We start from the raw sequence: 20,044 nt of genomic DNA, 5'->3' as shown, positions 1-20,044 counted from the left end.
CCCGCCGCGGCCGGTGCGTCCGGCCTCAGGGCGTGCGCGGCCGGTCCTTGCGCCAGGCGCCGACGCCGAGCCGGCCCGTGGTCCCGAGGTCGAGTTCCGGTACCACGGTCACGGCCGCGGCCCCGGGCTTCGCCGTCACCCTCGCGTACGGCGCGTTCACGGCGTCGCCGAAGCCGGTGGTGTTGCGCCAGGCCAGGGTGGCGCTCGCCGACTCGCCCGGGCCCAGGGTCAGCGGCGCGGGCGGTCCGTCCCCTCCCAGGCCCGTGGAGATGTCGGCGGTGCCGTGGAGGATCTCGACGCCGGCCACCGGCTTGCGGCCCTCGTCGAGCAGCTGGAGGCCGGGGTAGCCGTCGAGCGCGTAGCGGCCGCTGCCGCAGTAGGTCAGCCGGATCCCCACGACGCGCAGGCCCATGGCGGCGTCACCGTCGTCGGCCGTGACCCGGATCCCGGAGGGCGGGCAGGCGCCCGCGGGTTCGGGCGCCTCGGCGGCGGGTACGGCCCGCACCTTGGAGATCCGCACCTGCGCCCCGGTTCCGGACGCGGTGTCCGATCCCTCGACGGTGCGCGTGACGCTCTGTCCCGGGCCCACCGACGCCACGGTCTGCCGGACGGTGTCCGCGGACGGGCCGGAGCCGTGCCGGACGCTGAAGGTGATGGTGTAGGTGAGGGCTTCCGCGCCGGTGTTGCTGACCCGGAAGGCGGCGCCCGTGGCGGGGGAGGGACCGCATTCCCCGCTGATGAGGCTCACCCCGTCGTGCTCGGAGGCGGCCTGCCCCGCGGCGGTGGGGGCGCAGCTCGGCGCAGCGGAGCCGCCGGCCGGGCCGGAGGCGGCGGTGCGTGTTCCGCATCCGGTGAGGAGCAGGGTGGCGGCGAGGACGCAGGCGGCGAGGGCGTTGGGGGCGGGGCGCATCGCCCCAGGAGATCAGGAGCGGATGCCCGTGGCTGTGACGGAAGCCATGCCTCCGGTCACAGGGCCGTCACAACGACGTGCGGCGGCCGCGGTGGTCCCCCCGGGCCACCGCGGCCGCCGTTCCCCCGTACGAGCCCCCAGGTCTCCCCCGTACGTATCCCCCCGTACGCATCCCTGCGGGCTTCCCCCGTACGTCCCCCGTACGTTTCCCCCGTACCTTTTCCCCCGTGGATCCCCCGTGCTGTGCGCCGCACGTCCCCCGTACGTTCCCCCGTACGTCCCCCGTACGTGCTGTGCTCGCCTCGGCTACGGGCGCGGTCCGGACGCGTGGTTGTCCAGCGTCACGATGTCCGCGTCCAGAGCCCTGTCTTCCTGCCCGGGCAGCGGCGTACCGCCCGAGGCATGGTTGTCGAGCGGCTTGATCTCGATGCCCGACGCGTGGTTGTCGAGCGGCTTGATGTCGCCTTCGTTCGGCGGAGCGTTGTCGGGCAGGGTGGTGCTCGGCAGGGTGTTCTCGTTCGTCGTCATCGTCGGATCTCCTGATGGATGAGTCGGGCCCGTTCGGCGATTCCCCCGTGGACCGCCGAACGGGTAGTCCTCCAGTCGACCCGCGAGCCCCCCGACGCGCCGAGCCGATGCATTCATCATGGCGGGCGGCGATAAACGAACGATGAACGGCCCGTTCATCGGGCTACCGCGCAGGTCAGGCGGCCAACTGCGAAGCCAGCAAGGTACGGACTTCGGCCAGCTCCGCCGAACCCAGTTGCGCGAACACGCTTTCCGCGTCCCGCCAGCACACCCGTGCCCGGTCCCGCTGCCCCAGCCGCACCAGGGCCTTCCCCAGCACCGTCAGCACCGTCGCCCGCCGCCACTCGCCGCCGATCCCGCGCAGCGCGATGGCCTGCTCGGCGTGCGAGGCGGCCAGCGTCGGGCGGCCGGCCGCCAGATGCGCCTCGGCGAGGCGGAAGTGCGTCACGCCCTCCCACAGCGGCTGCCGGTTCTCGTGGAACAGCGACAGCGCCTCGCCCAACTGCTCCAGGGCCTCCCCGAGCCGGCCCGCCTGGGTCAGGGCGATGCCCAGCGCGTAGCGGCCGTTGGCCAGGCGCAGCGTCAGGCCCATCCGGTCGTAGATCGCGATGCCCTGCTGCGCGAGGTCTATGGCGCTGGGGAGGCGACCGAGTTCGACGTGGATCCGGGAGAGGTTGCACAGGGCGCTGGCCTCGCCGACGAAGTTGCCGTCGGCCCGGAAGTTGGCGATCGCCTCCAGCAGGAACCGCTCGCCGTCGGCGTGCCGCCCCTGGTAGAGCGCGATGATCCCGCGGTCGTTGGGCGCCCAGCAGCTGGGCAGCGGGTCGTCGGCCTCCCGGGCCAGGGCCATCGCCCGGCGCGCCTCGTCGTCGGCCTCCGCGAAGCGGCCCGCCACCAGGTGGACCATCGTCAGCGTGGTGCGGGCCCGGCCCTCGGCGTACGGGTCCTTCACGGCGCGCGCCGTCTCGCACACGGCGCGGGCGGCGGACTCGTACTGCTTGGAGTTGGCCCCGGACTCGGTGAGGTCCTTCGCCGCCCACAGCAGGTCCACCGCCCGGCGCAGTACGTCGGGCCGCTCGGCGCCGCGTACGGAGGACTGCCGTACGCACGCCAGCAGCGGGTCGGCCTCGGCGAACAGCCAGTCCAGCGCGGCGCGGGCCTCGGTGAAGGCGAGGCCCGGGTGGCGGGTGGCGGACATGTGCGCGGGCAGCCGGTCGCCGGGGCGCTCCAGCGCGTACACCCCGGCGGCGGTCGCCAGGTAGAAGTCGAGGAGCCGGTCGAGGGCGGCGGTGCGCCCGTCCGGGGGCTGCTCGTCGCGTTCGGCGCAGGCACGCGCGTAGAGGCGTACGAGGTCGTGGAAGCGGTAGCGGCCGGGTGCGGCGGATTCGAGCAGGGAGCAGTCGACCAGGGCTTCGAGGAGGTCCTCGGTGTCGTGCTCGGACACGTCCAGCACGGCGGCGGCCGCGGGCAGCGAGATGTCGGGACCGTCGGCGAGCCCGAGGAGGCGGAACGCGCGCTGCTGGGCGGGCTCCAGCTGCCCGTAGCCCAGCTCGAAGGTGGCTTTGACGGCCAGGTCGCCCGCCTGGAGCTCGTCCAGGCGGCGGCGTTCGTCGGCGAGCTTCGCGGCGAGGACGGACACGGTCCAGGTGCGGCGGGCGGCGAGCCGGGAGGCGGCGATGCGGATGGCGAGCGGCAGGAACCCGCAGGCGCCGACCACGTCGAGGGCGGCCTGGCGCTCGGCTCCGACCCGCTCGGCCCCCACGATCCGGGTGAACAGCTGCAGGGCCTCGTCGGGGCTCATCACGTCCAGGTCGACGAGGTGGGCTCCGGCGAGGCCCGACATGCGGACCCGGCTGGTGACGAGGGCGGCGCAGCCCGCGGTGCCCGGCAGCAGCGGGCGCACCTGGGCCGCGTCGCGGGCGTTGTCGAGCAGGACCAGGACGCGGCGGCCGTCGAGCGTGGAGCGGTACAGCGCGGCCCGTTCGGCGGCGGTGTCGGGGATGGCGGTGTCGGGGGTGCCGAGCGCCCGCAGGAAGGAGCCGAGGACGGCGACGGGCTCGGCGGGGCGGGTCTCGGTGCCCTGGAGGTCCACGTAGAGCTGGCCGTCGGGGAAGTGCGGCCGGGCGGCGTGCGCGACGTGCACGGCGAGGGTGGTCTTGCCGACCCCGCCGATGCCGGCGAGCGCGGAGACGGCCATGACCTGGCCCTCCGCGCCCGAGAGGATCTCGCCGAGCTCGCTGACGAAGGGCGCTCGGCCCGTGAAGTCCGGCACCGTGGCAGGCAGTTGCGCGGGGCGGACCGCGACGGGGGCGGCCGTCGGGGGCGCGTCCTCGGCGCGGGCGAGTTCGGCGTCGGCGCGCAGGATGCGCTGCTGGAGCGCGGAGAGTTCGGGGCGGGGGTCGACGCCGAGTTCGTCCGCGAGGAGGCGGCGGGTGTCGGCGTAGACGGCGAGGGCCTCGGCCTGACGGCCGCTGCGGTACAGGGCCAGCATCAGCAGCTCGCGCAGCCGCTCGCGCAGGGGGTGCGCCGCGGTGAGGGCGGTCAGCTCGGAGACGGCCTCGGCGTGGTGGCCGACCTCCAGGTCGAGGTCGAGGCGGGTCTCCAGCAGCTGGAGGCGCCACTCGGCGAGGCGGGTGCGCTCGGTGTCGGCGTGCGGTCCGGGGACACCGGCGAGGGGTTCGCCGTCCCACAGGTCCAGGGCGCGGGCGAGCAGCGCACGGGCCAGGACGCGGTCCCCGGCGGCGCGGGCCTTGTCGGCGTCGGCCGCGAGGGCGCGGGCGACGCCGAGGTCCAGGGCGGCCGCGTGGTGCAGGCGGATGGCGTAGCCGCCCGCGTCGGAGACGAGCAGTCCCGGGTCGAGGACCTTGCGCAGCCGGGAGGCGTACGTGCGGATGGTGGCGAGCGCCTGCTGTGGCGGTTCCTCGCCCCAGATGGCGTCGATCAGCTCGGGCGCGGTGGCGGTGCGGCCGTCGCGCAGCAGCAGCGCGGCGAGCAGGGCGCGCTGCTGGGGGCTGCCGGAGGGCAGCGCCTCGGCGCCGCGCCAGGCGCGGACGGTGCCGAGGACGGCGAAGCGGGTGGCGGGGGCGGTGGGCGCGGCGTCGGCGGGGCAGGGGTCGGCGGGGCCGGCGGTGGACGGGACGGGGGCTTGGGCCGTCGTGGGGATTCTCCGGGCCGCCTCGGGGTGGTTCCGCTGGTGCGGGATGGCCGGTATGCCGTCCATCTGTCGTCCCCCCTGCCTTCCGTCGGTGTAAGGGCCAGTCTGCCCTGTCTTGCACGTACCCGTCAGCCCGCGGCGGAGTGATCCCCTCCTGATCGGCGCACAACCGGCCGACTGCCGGCGTACGGCCGGCGCGCCGCGGGCGGACTGCCGGACCGCTGCGGCTGCTTGCCGCTGCACGAGTAGCTGACGATCCGTCAGATCAGCGCTACCGTAGTACCCATGGAGACCTTCCCGAAGATCATCTCGGTGGACGACCACACGGTGGAGCCCCCGCACGTCTGGCGGGACCGGCTCCCGTCCAAGTACCGCGACACCGGGCCCCGCGTCGTCCGCGCCCCGTTGAAGGAAATGACCTTCCTCGGCGGAAAGTTCGCTCCCGTCATGGGGGCCAAGGGCGACGACGGGCCCATCGGCGACTGGTGGGTGTACGAGGACCTGCACCGCCCGCTCACCCGCCTCGACACGTCCGTGGGATACGACCGCGACGAGATCAAACTGGAAGTCATCACCTACGAGCAGATGCGCCCGGGCTCCTTCTCGGTTCCCGACCGGCTCGCCGACATGGACGTCAACCACGTCCAGTCCGCCCTCTGCTTCCCGACCTTCCCGCGCTTTTGCGGACAGACCTTCACCGAGGCCGCCGACCGCGAACTCGGACTGCTCGGCGTGCGGGCCTACAACGACTGGATGGTCGAGGAGTGGTGCGGACCGCAGGCGCAGGGCCGCCTCATCCCGCTCACCCTCGTCCCCCTCTGGGACGCCCGCCTGGCCGCCGCCGAGGTGCGCCGCAACGCCGCCCGCGGGGTGCGGGCCGTGGCCTTCTCCGAGATACCCCCGCACCTCGGGCTCCCCTCCGTCCACACCGACGACTGGGACCGCTTCTTCCAGGCCTGCGACGAGACCGGCACGGTCATCGCCATGCACATCGGCTCGTCCTCGCGCATGCCGTCCACCTCGGCGGACGCCCCGCCGGCCGTCGGCTCCACCATCACCTTCGCCAACTGCTGCTTCTCGATGGTGGACTGGCTGATGAGCGGCAAGTTCGAGCGCTTCCCGAACCTGCGGATCATGTACGCGGAGGGCCAGATCGGGTGGATCCCGTACATCCTGGAACGCGCGGACGTGGTGTGGGAGGAGAACCGCGGCTGGGGCGGCGTCGCGGACAAGGTCCACCGGCCGCCGTCCGAGCTGTTCGCGGAGCACGTCTTCGGATGCTTCTTCGACGACGCGTTCGGACTGCGGAACCTCGACGCGATCGGTGTGGGCAACGTCCTCTACGAGACGGACTACCCGCACTCCGACTCCACCTGGCCGAAGTCGCGGGAGGTGGGGGAGGCCCAGATGGGGCACCTCGCCCCGGACGTCGTGGAGCGCATCGTGCGGGGCAACGCCATCGACCTGCTGGGGCTGACGGCGGAGGGGCTGTGGGCGGGCTGACGGGGTGAGGGGGCCCCGCGGCGGAGGCGAGGGGGGCGGCGGCGCCCCTTTTCGTCAGTTCGCCACCCGGCCGTCAGTTCGCCTCCCCGACGCGTTCGGCCGTGATCACCGGCCGGACGTGGGTCAGGAGGAGTTCCAGGAAGGCCTCGGGGCGGCGGAACGAGGCGAAGTGGCTCGCGCCCCCGATCAGGGCGAAGTGCTTGACCGGCGCCTCGACCGCGTCGAAGAAGGCCTTGGCCCGCTCCGGCGGGGTGAGCACGTCCAGCTCGCCCTGGAAGACGAAGAACGGCACCTCGAAGCGCGTGCCGTCACCGCGGCCGCCGCCGGGCCCCGTCGCGCCTTCGGCGACCCGCTCCGAGAACTTCTGCCCCTTGAAGTAGTCCCGCAGGTCGCGCAGGGTGTGCAGCGGCGACAGCCACATCGAGCCGAGCACCACCTTCTTGAGGGTGTCCAAGGTCAGCGGGTCGCTCTGGGCGCGGAGCCGGGCGTACGCGGCCCGCTCCCCGACGCCCCACGCGCGCTGGTCGGCGCCGAGGGCCTCGACCCGCGCCAGCTGCCGCGTCTTCCCGGCGGCGCGCAGCCGCTCCAGGAGGGCCTGGTGGTCGCGGGCGTCGCGGTCGGGGTCGGGGACGTTCTGGTCGGTGCCGACATAGGCCGAGAACAGCTCCGGGTGTTCGCGGACCAGGCGCGGGCCGAAGGCGCTGCCGAAGGAGTTGGCGACCAGTACGACCCTGCGCACGCCGAGCCGCCGGCACGCGTGGCGGACGACCTCCAGGGCGTCCTCGTGGAGCCGCGCGAAGGTGGTTTCCCCCTGGCCTCCGGGGCCGCCGCGGCCGAAGGTCCTGCCGGCGCCGCGCATGTCCCATCGGACGATCGTGAAGTGCCGTTCCCAGGCGCGGGTGCGCACGGTGTGGATGGAGTTGGGGGCGCCCGGGCCGCCGTGGACCTCGACGATCACGGGGTTGCCGCGGTCCTCGCCGCGCACTGAGACCCACTGCTCGATGCCGCCGATGCGGACGAAGCCCTGCTCGTCGATCCCGCGGAGGGAGTCGATCCGCAGTGCCCGGGCGCCCTGGAGCCGGCGCAGGGCGCGGTGGCCGAAGAGGGCGGCGGGCGCGGCGGCGAGGGCAGTGGCGGTCACCACGGCTTCGAAAAACATTGTGTCCTCCATAAACTGTTTCCGGTGTATGCAGAGGAGTGTGGGGTGTTCGCCAGGTCGTGTCAACACCCTTGTTCCGGAGGTGCGATGGTGGAGTCCGGGACCTCGGCGGACACCCGCCCTTGCGGCGGCAGGGGCGCCAGGGCATGCTTCGCCAGAGCAAAGTGGGGAGGGTGGCGGTGGTGGACAAGCGGACCGTGGTGACCGCGGTGCTGTGCGGGGTGGCGGCGCTGGGCGCGTCCGCGGCCATGACGACGGTGGTGCCGGCCGCGGGCGGCACGGTGGCGGCGCATCCGAAGTCGGCCCCTCCGGCAGGCGCTTCGCCCAGTCCGACGTCACGTTCGCAATCCCCGAAGCAACCCCAGCTGTCCAAGGCGCCGCGGCCGAGCTCGTCACCGGTGAACCCGCGCCCCGGGGGCCCGTCCGCCTTCACGGGGCCGCTGTTCGAGGGCGGTGTGGACGGCGACCACTTCTGCACCGCGACCGTCGTGCACAGTCCCGGCCGGAACCTGATCGTCACCGCCGGGCACTGCCTGGTGGCGGGCAAGGGCGGGGCGGGCAGTGCCGTCTTCGCACCCGCGTACGCGAACGGGTCGGCCCCGTACGGCGCGTGGAAGCTCGAAGAGGTCTACGAGGACGAACGCTGGACGGACGACGGGAACGACGACTATGACCTCGCCTTCGCCCGCCTCGCCCCCGACGCCTCGGGCCGCAACATCGAGGACGTCACCGGCGCGGCCGTCCTGGACACCTCGGGCCGCACCGGCGAGGAGGTCACGGTGACGGGCTACCCGGCCGACCGCAAGGTGCCCCGTACGTGCACGGCGGTGTCGGTCCGCGAGAAGGCGACGGAGCAGCGCTTCGACTGCGCCGACTTCCCGGGCGGCACGAGCGGCAGCGCGTGGATCGCCCGGGACGGGAAGATCGTCGGCATCCTGACGGGCGGCGACACGGACGACGTCTCCACGAGCACGGTCCTGGGGGAGTACGCGGCGTCCCTGTACGCCCGCGCGACGGCGGCGCGGTGATCACGGGCTGAGTCGCCCGGTCGCCCGGGCACCCGGCCGCTCAGGCCATGGTGCCTCAGGCCAGCGAGCCTCAGGCGATCAGGCGATCAGGCGATCAGGCCGAGGTGGACGGGTCCGGCGGGGACGCGGGCCAGCAGCTCGTCCAGCCGCGGCGGCCACAGCGGCTCCCCGAGCGCGGCCAGCGCGTCCTGCGAGAGCCAGCGCCAGTGGGCCTCGGGATACTCGGGGACGGGGTCGCGGCGGGGGCCGCTGGTGACGTAGATGTGCTCGTACTGGCGGACGGGTGTGCCCTGGTAGGTGAAGTCGTGCTCCCAGGTGCAGAGCAGCCGCTGCGGCTCCAGGTCGGTCCACCCGGTCTCTTCCCGCAACTCGCGCCGCACGCACTCCTCGGGACTCTCCCCGGGGTCGATCCCCCCGCCGGGCGGGAGCCAGTGGATGCCGACTTCGACGTTGTTCTCCCGGAAGAGGAACACGGATCCAGTCGGGGAGAGAACGACAATTCGCGCTGCCTGACGTGGAGTTCTGTTCATCAACCAAGCGTACGGGCGAGGGGGCCGGGTGGTCTCGGGGTCGGAGGGGGCTTCTTGTCGGGGCGGCGGAGGCCACCGGCAGGGGCCGGCGGAGGTGACCGGCGCCGAGGGCGCCGGCACGGGCCGCGCGCCGGGCCGGAGGCCACCGGCCGACGCCCGGACGGGAGCCAAGTGCCCTGGTCAGAGCCGCGGAAACGGAATTGGTCGCATGATCCGCATCGGTGACACTGACCGGATGATACGGACGCAGACAGGCCGCCTCATCGGCGGCATATTCGGATTCTTCTTCATCATGGCGAACGCCGGCGCCATGCCCGGGCCCGTCGCCATCGCCTTGCGCGTGCTCGGCGTCTGCGCGTTCCTCGCCCTGCTGCTCAGCCTGCGTCGTGCCCGCGCGAACCAGCCGGCGGCCGACGGCGCCCGTACGGACTTCGGCCGCAACTACCGGTACGTCGTCGCCGCCGAGGTCGTCGTCGGAGCGGCAGGCCTCGTCGTGATCAATCCCGTACTGCACGCCCCCCAGGCGACGGTGGGCTGGATCGCGCTGGTGGTCGGCCTGCACTTCTTCGGCCTGGCGGCCATCTGGCGACTGCCCTCCATGCGCTGGCTGGCGGCGGGCATGTCGGTCTGCGGCGCGGTGGGTCTGGCGCTGGGCGCTTACGGCTCGTCCGCGGCCCTCATCGCGCTGATCGCGGGAATCGCCCCCGGCGTCATGCTCCTCGGATCGGTCCTGGGGAAGCGCCGCGCCTAAGCCGGGGCCTCACAGCCACCGCTTCGCCGCCTCGACGCTGTCCCCGCCACTGGTGTTGAACGCGATCGCGGCCCGGGGCGCATGGCGACGGATCAGGTTCACGATCTGCTCGAAGAGCGGCAGCAGCTGCTCGGTCTTGCGGATCCCGCCGCCGACGATCACGACGTCCCACGGGTGCTTCGTCAGCGACGCGACGAGAGTGGACTCGGCCGCCTCCCCGAACACGACCAGCGTCATGGCTGCGTCGATGCCGTGTTCGGCGAACCGGGCCAGTTCCGCGTCGAGATCCGCGCGAAGAGCCTCGCCGTCGACGCTGGGTATCGCTCGCGGGTCGTAACCGATGATGAGAGCAGAAGGCATGCGGGCAACCTATCGGGCCGGTCGGTGGGCGGGGCCGCGGCGGTGGGCTGCACACCCTTCTCGCCGCGCGCGGACTGCGGCTGTGCGGACATGGCCGTGCTCGCGGCGCTCGCCGACCACGGGGCGCAGCCGCAACGGGATCTGGCCGAGCGGTCGGGTCTGCACCCGGGCGATGTGGTCAAGGTGCTGGACGGGCCCGCCGGGCCGGGGCGCGTCGATCGCGAGCGGGACACGGCCGACCGGCGGCGGGGCTCCGCCCCAGGCCCCGCGCGTCGAACTCCCCCGGCTACCGCTGGGAGGGGCCCCCACGGGGCGGGGTTTCCGGGCCGGCCGGGGCGGCCGGCGCTTTTTGACCGTCCGGGTCCGCTACGGCGGGGTGGCGCGGGGCGAGGTCAGAGCGCCGTGGCCGCTGCCGGGTCCCTGGCGAGCAGCGCGATGTACGCCACGTCGAAGACGGAGCACATCACGCCCAGCCCGAGGATGAACGGGGAGTCCTCGATCGCACCGAACAGCACGGTCGGCGCCAGGGTCCCCAGCCACTTCGCGACGGCGATGACCATGGACTGGCCGCGCCCGCCCCGGCGTCCGGCGTACAGGGCGAGGAACAGGACGGACATCAGCAGGTTCTGCAGGAACGCCGAATAGCGCACCCCGTCGTGCATCCCGAAGTGGGCCAGGAACAGCCACTGCACGGCGAAGGCCGTGCCGAAGAGCAGTGCGCTCCACGCCGCGAACAGCGGCCGGGTCACGAATGGGGGCAGCCCGGCCCGCCCGAAGCGCAGGTAGGTGGCGATGATGGCGATGTCGGCCGCCGCCCACACCACGTTCACCACGCCCTGCGCCGAGAGTCCGGTGCGCAGTTCCGCGACCGCGTACGTGGCCTCCCACGCGAAGTTCAGCGCGAGTGCGGCCACCGGCATCGCGCAGGTGCGGTCGCGGAGCCCGACCCGGATCGCCTCCGCGTACACACCGGTCCACGCGACCCCGCTGACCAGGGTCAGAAACAGTTCCACGCCATGTCTCCCGTGCTCGCGCCATCCCGCGCGCCGCACCTTAGGGCCGGCCCGCGGGCCCGCGCCAGGGCGCGCCGGAGCGCGCGGGGGCGGGATCCGGCCCCGCCGCAGCTATTGCCTGACGAACCGTCAGCTACGACGATGCCCCGAGCCGGTACGACGAACCGGCGGACGCACGGCCCACACGAAGGCGAGGCGGTCACGGCATGGCGCGCGTGTTTACGGAAGGCCGACTGGCATACGGGATGCAGCTCCCGGTCCAGTCGCAGAGCACCCTGTACGCCGAGCCCTGGGAGGGGGCGGCCGCCGCCGCCGACCTCGCCGAGGTCGCCCGGGCCGCCGACCGGGCCGGCTTCGGCTACCTCGCCACCTGCGACCACGTGGCCATCCCGCGCCGCCTCGCCGGGCCGATGGGCACCGTCTGGTACGACCCGGTCGCCACCCTGGCCTACCTCGCCGGGATCACCGAGCACGTGCGGCTGCTGAGCCACGTCGCGATCGTCGGACTGCGCCACCCCCTGGCCACCGCCAAGCAGTACGCCACCCTCGACCACCTCTCGGGCGGCCGCCTGATCCTCGGGGTCGGGGCCGGGCACGTGACGGAGGAGTTCGAGGCGCTCGGGGTGGACTTCGGGCGGCGCGGGGCCGTGCTCGACGAGACCCTGGACGCCCTGCGGGCGGCTCTCGGCCCCGAGGAGTATCCGGAGTTCGAGGGCGAGCGGTTCTCCTTCAAGGACCTCGGCCAGCTGCCCCGGCCCGCGCAGGCGCGGATCCCCGTGTGGGTCGGCGGTTCCTCGCCCGCCGCCGTGCGCCGGGCAGCCGTGCGCGGCGACGGCTGGCTCCCGCAGGGCGACCCCCGCGACGAGCTGCCCGCGCAGATCGCCCGCATCAGGCAGCTGCGCGAGGCGGCCGGGGTGGACGGCCCGCTGGAGATCGGCGCGATCACCGAGGCGCTCTACGTCGGAGAGCCGGCCTGGGACACCGGCCGCCGCACCCTCACGGGCAAGGCGGAGGCGCTCGCGGAGTCGCTGCGCGCGTACCGGGCCCTCGGCGTGGACCAGATCCAGGTCCGCTTCCGCAGCCGCGACCGCGCCGAACTCACGAACCAGATCACCGCGTTCGGGGCCGAGGTCGCCCCGCACCTCAACGACTGACGACGGACGACGGACCACGGACGACAGGGGCCCAGGCATGGACACGAGCACGGAAACCAGCACGGAAACCGGCACGGCGACCGGCACGGAAACCGGCACGGCGACGACCGCGGCGGCGAGCGGGGGAGCGGGCACCGGCAGGCTGGAGGGCCGGGTCGTCGTCATCACCGGCGCCGCACGCGGCCAGGGCGAGCAGGAGGCCCGCCTCTTCGCCGCCGAGGGGGCGAAGGTGCTGCTCGGGGACGTACTGGACGAGCAGGGCGCCGCGGTCGCCAAGGAGATCGGCGAGGACCGGGCCCGCTACGTGCGGATGGACGTCACCCGGGAGGAGGACTGGGCGGCCGCCGTCACCGCGGCCAAGGAGGCCTTCGGCCGGATCGACGGCCTGGTCAACAACGCGGGCATCCTGCGTTTCAACGAGCTGACCGCGACCCCGCTGGAGGAGTTCGAGCAGGTGGTGCGGGTCAACCAGGTCGGTGCCTTCCTCGGCATCAAGGCGCTGGCCCCGGAGATAGAGGCGGCCGGCGGCGGGACGATCGTCAACACCTCCTCCTACACCGGCCTGACCGGCATGGCGTACGTGGGCGCGTACGCCGCCACCAAGGCGGCCGTCCTGGGACTCACGCGCGTCGCCGCGCTGGAACTGGCCGCGAAGAACATCCGGGTCAACGCGATGTGCCCGGGCGCCGTGGACACCCCGATGGCCAACCCCGGGCTGCTGGATCCGGCGGGGGTGACGGACGAGGCCCGGGAGGCGATGGCCGACCTCTACAAGCGGGTGGTCCCGCTCGGCCGGGTGGGCCGGCCGGAGGAGGTCGCGAGGCTCGCCCTCTTCCTGACCAGCGAGGACTCCTCGTACATCACCGGTCAGCCGTTCGTCATCGACGGCGGCTGGATGGCCGGGGTGAGCATCCTCTAGGCCGCCTCCTGGCCCCGTCCCGGCCGCCTCCTGGCCCCGTCCCGGCCGCGTCCCGGCTCCGTCCCGGCTGCGGGGCGTTGGCGCTTCCCCACGGGGGCTTACCTGATGATGCGTCAGGTATTGACGCTCCCGGCGCGCGGTGGAACAGTCGGCCTCATCGAATCTGACGCTACGTCAGAAAACTAAGGACGGTGAACCCCTTGGAATTCGGGCTCTTCGTGCAGGGATACGTGCCTGAGGCGCGGTCCAAGGTCGACCCCGAGGCGGAGCACAAGTCGCTGATCGAGGAGACCGAGTACGTCATCCAGGCCGACAAGTCCGGCTTCAAGTACGCCTGGGCCTCCGAGCACCACTTCCTGGAGGAGTACTCGCACCTCTCCGCCAACGAGGTGTTCCTCGCCTACCTCGCCCACGCCACGGAACGCATCCACCTCGGCTCCGGCATCTTCAACCCCCTCGCCCCGGTGAACCACCCGGTCAAGGTGGCCGAGAAGGTCGCCATGCTCGACCACCTCTCCAAGGGCCGCTTCGAGTTCGGCACCGGCCGCGGCGCGGGCAGCCACGAGATCCTCGGGTTCCTGCCCGGCATCACCGACATGAACCACACGAAGGAGATCTGGGAGGAGACCATCGCGGAGTTCCCCAAGATGTTCCTCCAGGAGGAATACGAGGGGTTCCAGGGCAAGCACTGGTCGCTGCCCCCGCGCAAGATCTTCCCCAAGCCGTACGGCAAGGCCCACCCCGCCATGTGGTACGCCGCCGGGTCCCCTTCCTCGTACGCGATGGCCGCCAAGAAGGGCCTGGGCGTCCTCGGCTTCAGCGTGCAGAAGGTCTCCGACATGGAGTGGGTGCTGGAGCAGTACAAGACGGCCGTCCAGGAGGCCAAGGCCATCGGCGCGTTCGTCAACGACAACGTGATGGTCACCTCCACCGCGATCTGCGCCGAGACCCACGACAAGGCCGTCGAGATCGCCGTCAACGCGAACATGAACCGCTTCCAGTCGCTGGTCTTCCGCTACCACGACACCTTCCCGCGCCCCGAGGCCATCCCGCAGTGGCCCGAGACGCTGCCCGAGTACAACGCGGAGATCATCGAGCTGCTGATCGCCGAGGAACTACTGATCTGCGGCGACCCGTCCGAGGTGCGCGCCCAGTGCAAGCGCTGGGAGCAGGCGGGCGCCGACCAGTTGTCCTTCGGCCTGCCGACCGGGGTGTCCTACGAGGACACGATGACGACCATCAAGCTCATCGGCGAGCACGTGATCCCGCACATCGACACCGACCCGGTCCACCGCACGACCCGCTTCCGCCAGGCGGTCTGAGCGTCCGACCGCCGGTCTGCCCGACCGTTTCCAGCCTGCCGGCGTCCGGGACGCGGGGTACGGGCGGAGCCCCTGCGCCCGGCCCCCGGGCCGCGCCGGGCTCCGCCCGTACCCGCGCCCCGGACCGGGAAGAAGGAGCGTCATGCTCGACCACCTGATCAAGGGAGCCACCGTCGTCGACGGCACGGGCGCGCCCGCGTACGTCGCCGACATCGGCATCCGGGACGGGCGGATCGTCGTCATCGGCGAACCCGGCACCGTCACCGGGACGGCCCGCACCGACGAGGACGCCACCGGGCTGGTCCTCACCCCCGGGTTCATCGACCCGCACACGCACTACGACGCCCAGCTGTTCTGGGACCCGTACGCCACCCCCTCCATGAACCACGGCGTCACCACCGTCGCCGGCGGCAACTGCGGCTTCACCCTCGCCCCCCTCAACCCGGCCCGCCCCGACGACGCCGACTACACGCGCCGCATGATGAGCAAGGTCGAGGGGATGGCCCTGGCCGCCCTGGAGGAAGGCGTCGACTGGACCTGGTCCACCTTCGGCGAGTACCTCGACGCCCTGGAGGGGCGGATTGCCGTCAACGCCGGTTTCATGGTCGGCCACTGCGCGCTGCGCCGGCACGTCATGGGCGAGGACGCCATCGGCGGGCAGCCCACCGAAGAGCAGATGCGGCAGATGCTCGACCTCTTCCACGAAGCCATGGACGCCGGCGCCTGGGGTCTGTCCACCACCCAGTCCTCCACCCACTCCGACGGCGACGGCGCTCCCGTCGCCTCCCGGCACGCGCTGCCCGCCGAGCTCCTCGCGCTGTCCCGGGCGGTCGCCGAGCACGAGGGCACCCAGCTGGAGGCGATCGTCGCGGGCTGCCTCGACCAGTTCTCCGACGAGGAGATCGACCTCTTCGTGGAGATGAGCGCCGCCGCCGGGCGCCCCCTGAACTGGAACGTCCTGACCATCGACGCGTCCGTCCCCGAACGGGTGCCGCGCCAGCTGGTGCCGAGCGAGCGGGCCCGCAAGGCCGGCGGCCGGATCGTCGCACTGACCATGCCGATCCTCACCCCCATGAACATGTCGCTCCGTACCTTCTGCGCGCTCAACCTCATCCCCGGCTGGGGCGAGGTGCTCGCACTGCCCGTCCCCGAACGGATCGCCAGGCTCCGCGACCCGGACGTGCGCGCCGAGATGCTGCGCCGCGCCGACAGCAAGGAGGCCGGGGTCTTCCGCCGTCTCGCGAACTTCGGCCGCTACGTCATCGGGGACACGTACAGCAAGGAGAACGAGGGCCTCTCCGGCCGGGTCGTGAACGACATCGCGGCCGAGCGCGGCCAGGACGCCTTCCACTGCCTGGTGGAGATCTGCGCCAACGACGACCTGCGCACGATCCTGTGGCCCATGCCCACCGACAACGACCCGGCGAGCTGGGCGCTGCGCGCAGAGACCTGGCAGCACGAGGACGTGATGCTCGGCGGCTCCGATGCGGGCGCCCACCTGGACCGGATGTGCGGGGCCCCGTACACGACCCGGTTCCTCGGCGACTGCCTGCGCGGCCGCAAGCTGGTGCCGCTGGAGCAGGCGGTACGGATGCTCACCGACGACCCGGCCCGGCTGTTCGGGCTGCGCGAGCGCGGTCGGATCGCCGAGGGGTACCACGCGGACCTGGTGCTCTTCGACCCGGAGCGCATCGAGGCGGGCCCCGCGACGCTCGTCCACGACCTGCCCGGCAACAGCCCGCGGCTGGACGCGCGGGCGGTCGGGATCGTCTCCGTACGCGTCAACGGCGTGGAGACCATCCGCGACGACCGGGTGACGGGCGCGGTGCCCGGCACCGTGCTGCGCTCGGGCCGCGACACGAGGACGGTGAGCACCCGATGACGGACGCGCCCCAGACGCCCTCGCCCCGGCCGCCCTCGCCCCAGCGGCTCTACATCGGCGGGGAGTGGGTGGAGCCCGACGGCGGGCACTACGAGGTGGTGAACCCGGCCGACGAGTCGGTGGTCGGCCTGGCCCCGGAGGCCTCGCGCACCCAGGTCGAGGAGGCGGCCCGCGCCGCGGCCGGGGCCTTCGAGGCCTGGTCCCGCACCAGGCCCGAGGAGCGGGCGGCGATCCTGGACCGGGCCGCGGACATCATCCAGCGGGAGTACGAGCCGTGGGCGGCGCTCGCGCAGGCCGAGACGGGCGCGCCCACGGGCATCGCGCGCGGCATGCAGGTGGGCGTCGGGGTGGCACGCTTCCGGCGCTACGCGAAGGGAGCCCTGGAACCGGTCGAGCGGGGGCTCCCGCCGCAGGTCACCGAGGCCGGCCCGATGGGGAAGGCGACCGTGCTCGGCGCGCTGGAGGTGCGCCAGCCGGTCGGCGTGGTCACCTGCATCACCTCGTACAACAACCCCTGGGCCAATCCGGCGGGCAAGGTGGCCCCGGCGCTCGCCATGGGGAACACGGTGGTGGTCAAGCCGGCCCCGCAGGACCCGCTGTCGGTGTTCAAGATGGCGCAGGCGCTCCACGAGGCGGGGGTGCCGGCGGGTGTCGTCAACGTCGTCTCGGGTGCCTCCGTGGAGGTGGGCGAGGCGGCGGTGGACTCCCCGTACGTGGACATGGTGTCGTTCACCGGCTCCACTGCGGTCGGGCAGCGCATCGCCGAGGTGTGCGGCCGCTCGATGAAGCGTCAGTTGATGGAGCTGGGCGGCAAGGGCGCGGCGGTGGTGCTGGAGGACGCGGACCTCGACGCGGCGGTGGCGGGCATCGGGACCACCTTCTCCTTCTACAGCGGCCAGATCTGCACCGCCCCGACCCGGGTGATCGTGCACCGGTCGGTGTACCGGGAGCTGGTGGAGAGGCTCACCGGCTACCTGGCCTTCATGAAGGTGGGCGATCCGGGGGCGCGGGGCACGGTCGTCGGCCCGGTGATCTCGGCGGCCCACCGGGACCGGGTGGAGTCGTACGTCGAACTCGGCCGCAAGGAGGGCGCGCGGGTCGCGTACGGCGGCGAGCGCCCGGTGGTGGGGGACGGCCGCGGCTTCTACGTGGCTCCGACGCTGCTCACGGACTGCACGAACGACATGCGGGTGGTGCGCGAGGAGATCTTCGGCCCGGTGGTGGTGGTCGTACCGTTCGACGGCGTCGGGGACGCGGGCGAGGACGCGGCGGTGGCGCTGGCCAACGACAGCGACTTCGGCCTGCTGAGCTACGTGTGGTCCGCGGACCCGGCGCGCGCGTTCCGGGTCGCGCGGCGGCTGCGGGCGGGCGGGGTGGGCGTGAACACGATCGGGCGGAACATGGAGGCGCCGTTCGGGGGCTTCAAGCGTTCGGGGGTGGGGCGGGACGTCGGTTCGTACGCGCTCCACGCCTACAGCGAGACGCAGTCGATCGTGTGGGCGGGGTGAGGGCCGCCGCGAGGGTGCCGCGGGCGCGGGGCGCGGATGAGGTGCGGGTCACACCGGAAAGTTTCGGGCCGGGCAAAACGGACACATCTGCGGTTTCCGCATGACGGAAGCGTTTGTTCGGGCCCTCGTGAAGTGTGGACGGATGCCTGAGCGAACCTTGTATTGCGGTTGTGTGAACGGCATCTTCTGATCGAATCAAAGGTCATTTGGCCGTCAGTCATCCGGACTTAAACCTTCCAGATGTGGAAACCGCACCATCTAACGTCCTGACCCATGACACAGCTGGACGTTCGGCAGCCGCAGGCAGCCGCAGGGGGAGAGACGGCGGAGGGCGGCGTCGCCGACGGCGACGTCCGCGGCAAAGGGCTCGGCAAGGGCTCCGTCGGCCTCGTCGGGAGCGCCGTCATCGGCATCTCCACCGTCGCCCCCGTCTACTGCCTGACCTCCACCCTCGGCTCCACGGCCGGCGAGGTCGGCGTCCAGATGCCCGCGGTGTTCCTCGCCGGCTTCCTCCCGATGCTGCTGGTCGCCTTCGCGTACCGCGAGCTGAACAAGGCCGTCCCCGACTGCGGCACCTCCTTCACCTGGACCGTGAAGGCCTTCGGCCCGCGCGTCGGCTGGATGTGCGGCTGGGGCCTGGTGATCGCCACGATCATCGTGCTGTCCAACCTGGCCGGCGTCGCCACCTCCTACTTCTGGCTGCTGGCCGGGCAGATCACGGGCAACGACGCGATCGCCGCGCTGGACGACGACAAGCTCGTCCACATCGCGACCTGCCTCACCCTGATCGCCGCCGCCACCGCCATCAGCTACCGCGGCATGACCGCCACCAAGGGCGTCCAGTACACGCTGGTCGGCCTGCAACTGGCCGTCCTCGCGATCTTCGTCGCGATGGCCTTCCAGAAGGCCTCCGCCGGAACCTTCGACACCGGCGCCTTCGACACCGGCGTGCACTTCTCCTGGCAGTGGATGAACCCCTTCGCGGTCGAGTCCATGGGCGCCTTCACCGCCGGGCTCTCCCTCTCGATCTTCATGTACTGGGGCTGGGACACCTGCCTCACCGCCAACGAGGAGACGATCGGCTCGGCCAAGACCCCCGGCCGCGCCTCGCTGATCGCCATGGTCGTCCTCGTCGGCTCCTACCTGGCCACCGGCATCGCCGCCCAGATGGCCGTCGGCTCCGGCACCTCCGGCCTCGGCCTCGGCAACCCGGAGACCTCCGGCAACGTGTTCGCCGCCCTCGCCGGACCCGTGATGGGGCCGCTGCTGGGCATCCTGCTCTTCGTCGCCGTGCTCGCCTCCGCCGCCGCCTCCCTCCAGACCACCTTCATCCCGGTGGCCCGCACGGTCCTGGCCATGGCGACGTACGAGGCGCTGCCCGCCTCCTACGCCAAGGTCCACCCGCGCTTCAAGACCCCGGGCCGCGCCACCGTCACGGCGGGCGTCGCGACCGGCGTCTTCTACACCGTGATGTCGCTGGTCAGCGAGAACGTCCTGACCGACACGATCTTCGCTCTCGGTCTGATGATCTGCTTCTACTACTCGCTGACCGCGTTCGCCTGCGCCTGGTACTTCCGGCGCGAGCTGCGCGACTCCGTCCGCGACCTGTTCTTCAAGGGCGTCTTCCCGGTCCTGGGCGGCCTGCTGCTGGCCTGCGTCTTCTGCAAGACCCTGACCGACATGTGGAACCCGTCCTACGGATCCGGTTCCACCGTCTTCGGGGTCGGCAGCGTCTTCGTCATCGGCGTCGGCCTGCTCGCCCTCGGCCTGGTCGTCATGCTGGTCACCGAACGCCGCAGCCCCGCCTTCTTCCGGGGCGAGGTCCTGACGAAGTCGACGCCGGCGCTGGTGGTCGAGGACTGAGGGGACCGGGGACCCCGGAAGCCCCGGAAGCCCCGGAGGCCCCGGAAACCTCGGGTACCTCGGGGACCGCGGCGACGCAGGGAAGGCGGCTCGGTCCGCCCGGGGGTGACCACGGGCGCGGTGGGGTCGTTGGGCCGGGCATGAATCCCATCAAGCGCAGCCTCGCCACCCTCATCCTCACCGGCGGTGCGGCCCTCGCCCTCACCCCCGCCCTCGCCCACGCCGACGAGCCCGCCGTCCAGGGGCCCCCGATCACCGAGCGCGTCGGCGACATCGTGGACCACCCCGCGCACGCCGTGCAGGACACGAAGACGGCGGTGGGCATCACCGCCTCGGCGGCCGGCAGCGCGGCCAAGGCGGCCGACGGATCCGTCAAGAGCACCGGCGCGGCACTGTCGGGCGGGCTGCCGAAGGCGCCCAAGGTCGGCTGAGGCGCACGGACGGCGGTCCTGCCCGCGGC

The 20,044-nt window shown here is 72.7% G+C and carries 17 protein-coding genes and 1 pseudogene; 11 read left to right on the top strand and 7 right to left on the bottom strand.

What is annotated here, in order from left to right; translation table 11 throughout:
* Window positions 1-25 precede the first annotated feature (25 nt).
* The 3 genes from ACIA6C_RS09835 to ACIA6C_RS09825 all read right to left on the bottom strand — a co-directional run bounded on the left by ACIA6C_RS09835 (window position 26) and on the right by ACIA6C_RS09825 (window position 4,658).
* Window positions 26-910 carry a DUF4232 domain-containing protein gene (locus ACIA6C_RS09835; protein WP_399274105.1) on the bottom strand — a complete coding sequence of 295 codons (885 nt, stop codon included), beginning with the start codon at window positions 908-910 and terminating at the stop codon, window positions 26-28.
* 306 nt (window positions 911-1,216) lie between these two features.
* Window positions 1,217-1,438, bottom strand: a complete 222-nt coding sequence (locus ACIA6C_RS09830) for a hypothetical protein (protein WP_361134262.1) — start codon at window positions 1,436-1,438, stop codon at window positions 1,217-1,219.
* Window positions 1,439-1,613: 175 nt separating this feature from the next.
* Window positions 1,614-4,658, bottom strand: a complete 3,045-nt coding sequence (locus tag ACIA6C_RS09825) for an AfsR/SARP family transcriptional regulator (protein WP_399274103.1) — start codon at window positions 4,656-4,658, stop codon at window positions 1,614-1,616.
* 219 nt (window positions 4,659-4,877) lie between these two features.
* On the opposite strand from ACIA6C_RS09825, the gene ACIA6C_RS09820 reads away from it, so the two are divergent.
* Window positions 4,878-6,095: an amidohydrolase family protein gene (locus ACIA6C_RS09820; RefSeq protein WP_399274101.1), complete on the top strand. Its 1,218-nt coding sequence runs from the start codon at window positions 4,878-4,880 to the stop codon at window positions 6,093-6,095.
* Window positions 6,096-6,168: 73 nt separating this feature from the next.
* Here ACIA6C_RS09820 and ACIA6C_RS09815 read toward each other — a convergent pair whose 3' ends face one another.
* Window positions 6,169-7,254 carry an alpha/beta fold hydrolase gene (locus ACIA6C_RS09815; RefSeq protein ID WP_399274099.1) on the bottom strand — a complete coding sequence of 362 codons (1,086 nt, stop codon included), beginning with the start codon at window positions 7,252-7,254 and terminating at the stop codon, window positions 6,169-6,171.
* 182 nt (window positions 7,255-7,436) lie between these two features.
* Here ACIA6C_RS09815 and ACIA6C_RS09810 point away from each other — a divergent pair, with 182 nt between their 5' ends.
* Window positions 7,437-8,282: a trypsin-like serine peptidase gene (locus ACIA6C_RS09810; protein ID WP_399274097.1), complete on the top strand. Its 846-nt coding sequence runs from the start codon at window positions 7,437-7,439 to the stop codon at window positions 8,280-8,282.
* 86 nt (window positions 8,283-8,368) lie between these two features.
* On the opposite strand, the gene ACIA6C_RS09805 is transcribed toward ACIA6C_RS09810, so the two are convergent.
* Window positions 8,369-8,755: an NUDIX domain-containing protein gene (locus ACIA6C_RS09805; RefSeq protein ID WP_399274095.1), complete on the bottom strand. Its 387-nt coding sequence runs from the start codon at window positions 8,753-8,755 to the stop codon at window positions 8,369-8,371.
* Window positions 8,756-9,047: 292 nt separating this feature from the next.
* On the opposite strand from ACIA6C_RS09805, the gene ACIA6C_RS09800 reads away from it, so the two are divergent.
* Window positions 9,048-9,563 (top strand): hypothetical protein, encoded by a 516-nt coding sequence (locus ACIA6C_RS09800; protein WP_399274093.1) that lies wholly within the window; start codon window positions 9,048-9,050, stop codon window positions 9,561-9,563.
* Window positions 9,564-9,572: 9 nt separating this feature from the next.
* Here the strand turns inward: ACIA6C_RS09800 and ACIA6C_RS09795 are convergent, their stop codons facing one another.
* A complete protein-coding gene (locus ACIA6C_RS09795) occupies window positions 9,573-9,923 on the bottom strand; it encodes a hypothetical protein (protein ID WP_399274091.1) in 351 nt (116 codons plus the stop codon).
* 90 nt (window positions 9,924-10,013) lie between these two features.
* Here ACIA6C_RS09795 and ACIA6C_RS09790 point away from each other — a divergent pair.
* A pseudogene (locus ACIA6C_RS09790) lies at window positions 10,014-10,109 on the top strand (MarR family transcriptional regulator); the annotation flags it as partial.
* Window positions 10,110-10,315: 206 nt separating this feature from the next.
* Here ACIA6C_RS09790 and ACIA6C_RS09785 read toward each other — a convergent pair.
* The gene (locus tag ACIA6C_RS09785) at window positions 10,316-10,936 is read right to left on the bottom strand and encodes a hypothetical protein (RefSeq protein ID WP_399274089.1); all 621 of its coding nucleotides are present in this window, start codon (window positions 10,934-10,936) and stop codon (window positions 10,316-10,318) included.
* A gap of 206 nt (window positions 10,937-11,142) precedes the next feature.
* Here ACIA6C_RS09785 and ACIA6C_RS09780 point away from each other — a divergent pair, with 206 nt between their 5' ends.
* The 7 genes from ACIA6C_RS09780 to ACIA6C_RS09750 all read left to right on the top strand — a co-directional run bounded on the left by ACIA6C_RS09780 (window position 11,143) and on the right by ACIA6C_RS09750 (window position 20,015).
* Window positions 11,143-12,090 (top strand): LLM class F420-dependent oxidoreductase, encoded by a 948-nt coding sequence (locus tag ACIA6C_RS09780; RefSeq protein WP_399274087.1) that lies wholly within the window; start codon window positions 11,143-11,145, stop codon window positions 12,088-12,090.
* Window positions 12,091-12,127: 37 nt separating this feature from the next.
* Complete coding sequence (locus ACIA6C_RS09775; RefSeq protein ID WP_399274085.1) at window positions 12,128-13,009, top strand: SDR family NAD(P)-dependent oxidoreductase; 882 nt, start codon at window positions 12,128-12,130, stop codon at window positions 13,007-13,009.
* Window positions 13,010-13,209: 200 nt separating this feature from the next.
* Window positions 13,210-14,331 (top strand): LLM class flavin-dependent oxidoreductase, encoded by a 1,122-nt coding sequence (locus ACIA6C_RS09770; RefSeq protein WP_190183583.1) that lies wholly within the window; start codon window positions 13,210-13,212, stop codon window positions 14,329-14,331.
* Window positions 14,332-14,473: 142 nt separating this feature from the next.
* Complete coding sequence (locus tag ACIA6C_RS09765) at window positions 14,474-16,213, top strand: amidohydrolase family protein (protein ID WP_399274083.1); 1,740 nt, start codon at window positions 14,474-14,476, stop codon at window positions 16,211-16,213.
* Window positions 16,210-17,721, top strand: a complete 1,512-nt coding sequence (locus tag ACIA6C_RS09760) for an aldehyde dehydrogenase family protein (RefSeq protein ID WP_399274081.1) — start codon at window positions 16,210-16,212, stop codon at window positions 17,719-17,721. The genes ACIA6C_RS09765 and ACIA6C_RS09760 overlap by 4 nt, the downstream gene beginning before the upstream one ends.
* Window positions 17,722-17,994: 273 nt before the next feature.
* Window positions 17,995-19,584, top strand: coding sequence for an APC family permease (locus ACIA6C_RS09755; protein WP_399274079.1), 1,590 nt, complete (start codon window positions 17,995-17,997; stop codon window positions 19,582-19,584).
* 140 nt (window positions 19,585-19,724) lie between these two features.
* Window positions 19,725-20,015, top strand: a complete 291-nt coding sequence (locus ACIA6C_RS09750) for a hypothetical protein (RefSeq protein ID WP_399274077.1) — start codon at window positions 19,725-19,727, stop codon at window positions 20,013-20,015.
* Window positions 20,016-20,044: the final 29 nt, after the last annotated feature.

This window comes from Streptomyces sp. NPDC051578, assembly GCF_044454045.1.
Taxonomy (GTDB): domain Bacteria; phylum Actinomycetota; class Actinomycetes; order Streptomycetales; family Streptomycetaceae; genus Streptomyces.
The sequence above is the reverse complement of the archived record's forward strand: the minus strand, read 5'-3'. Positions and strand labels throughout refer to the sequence as shown.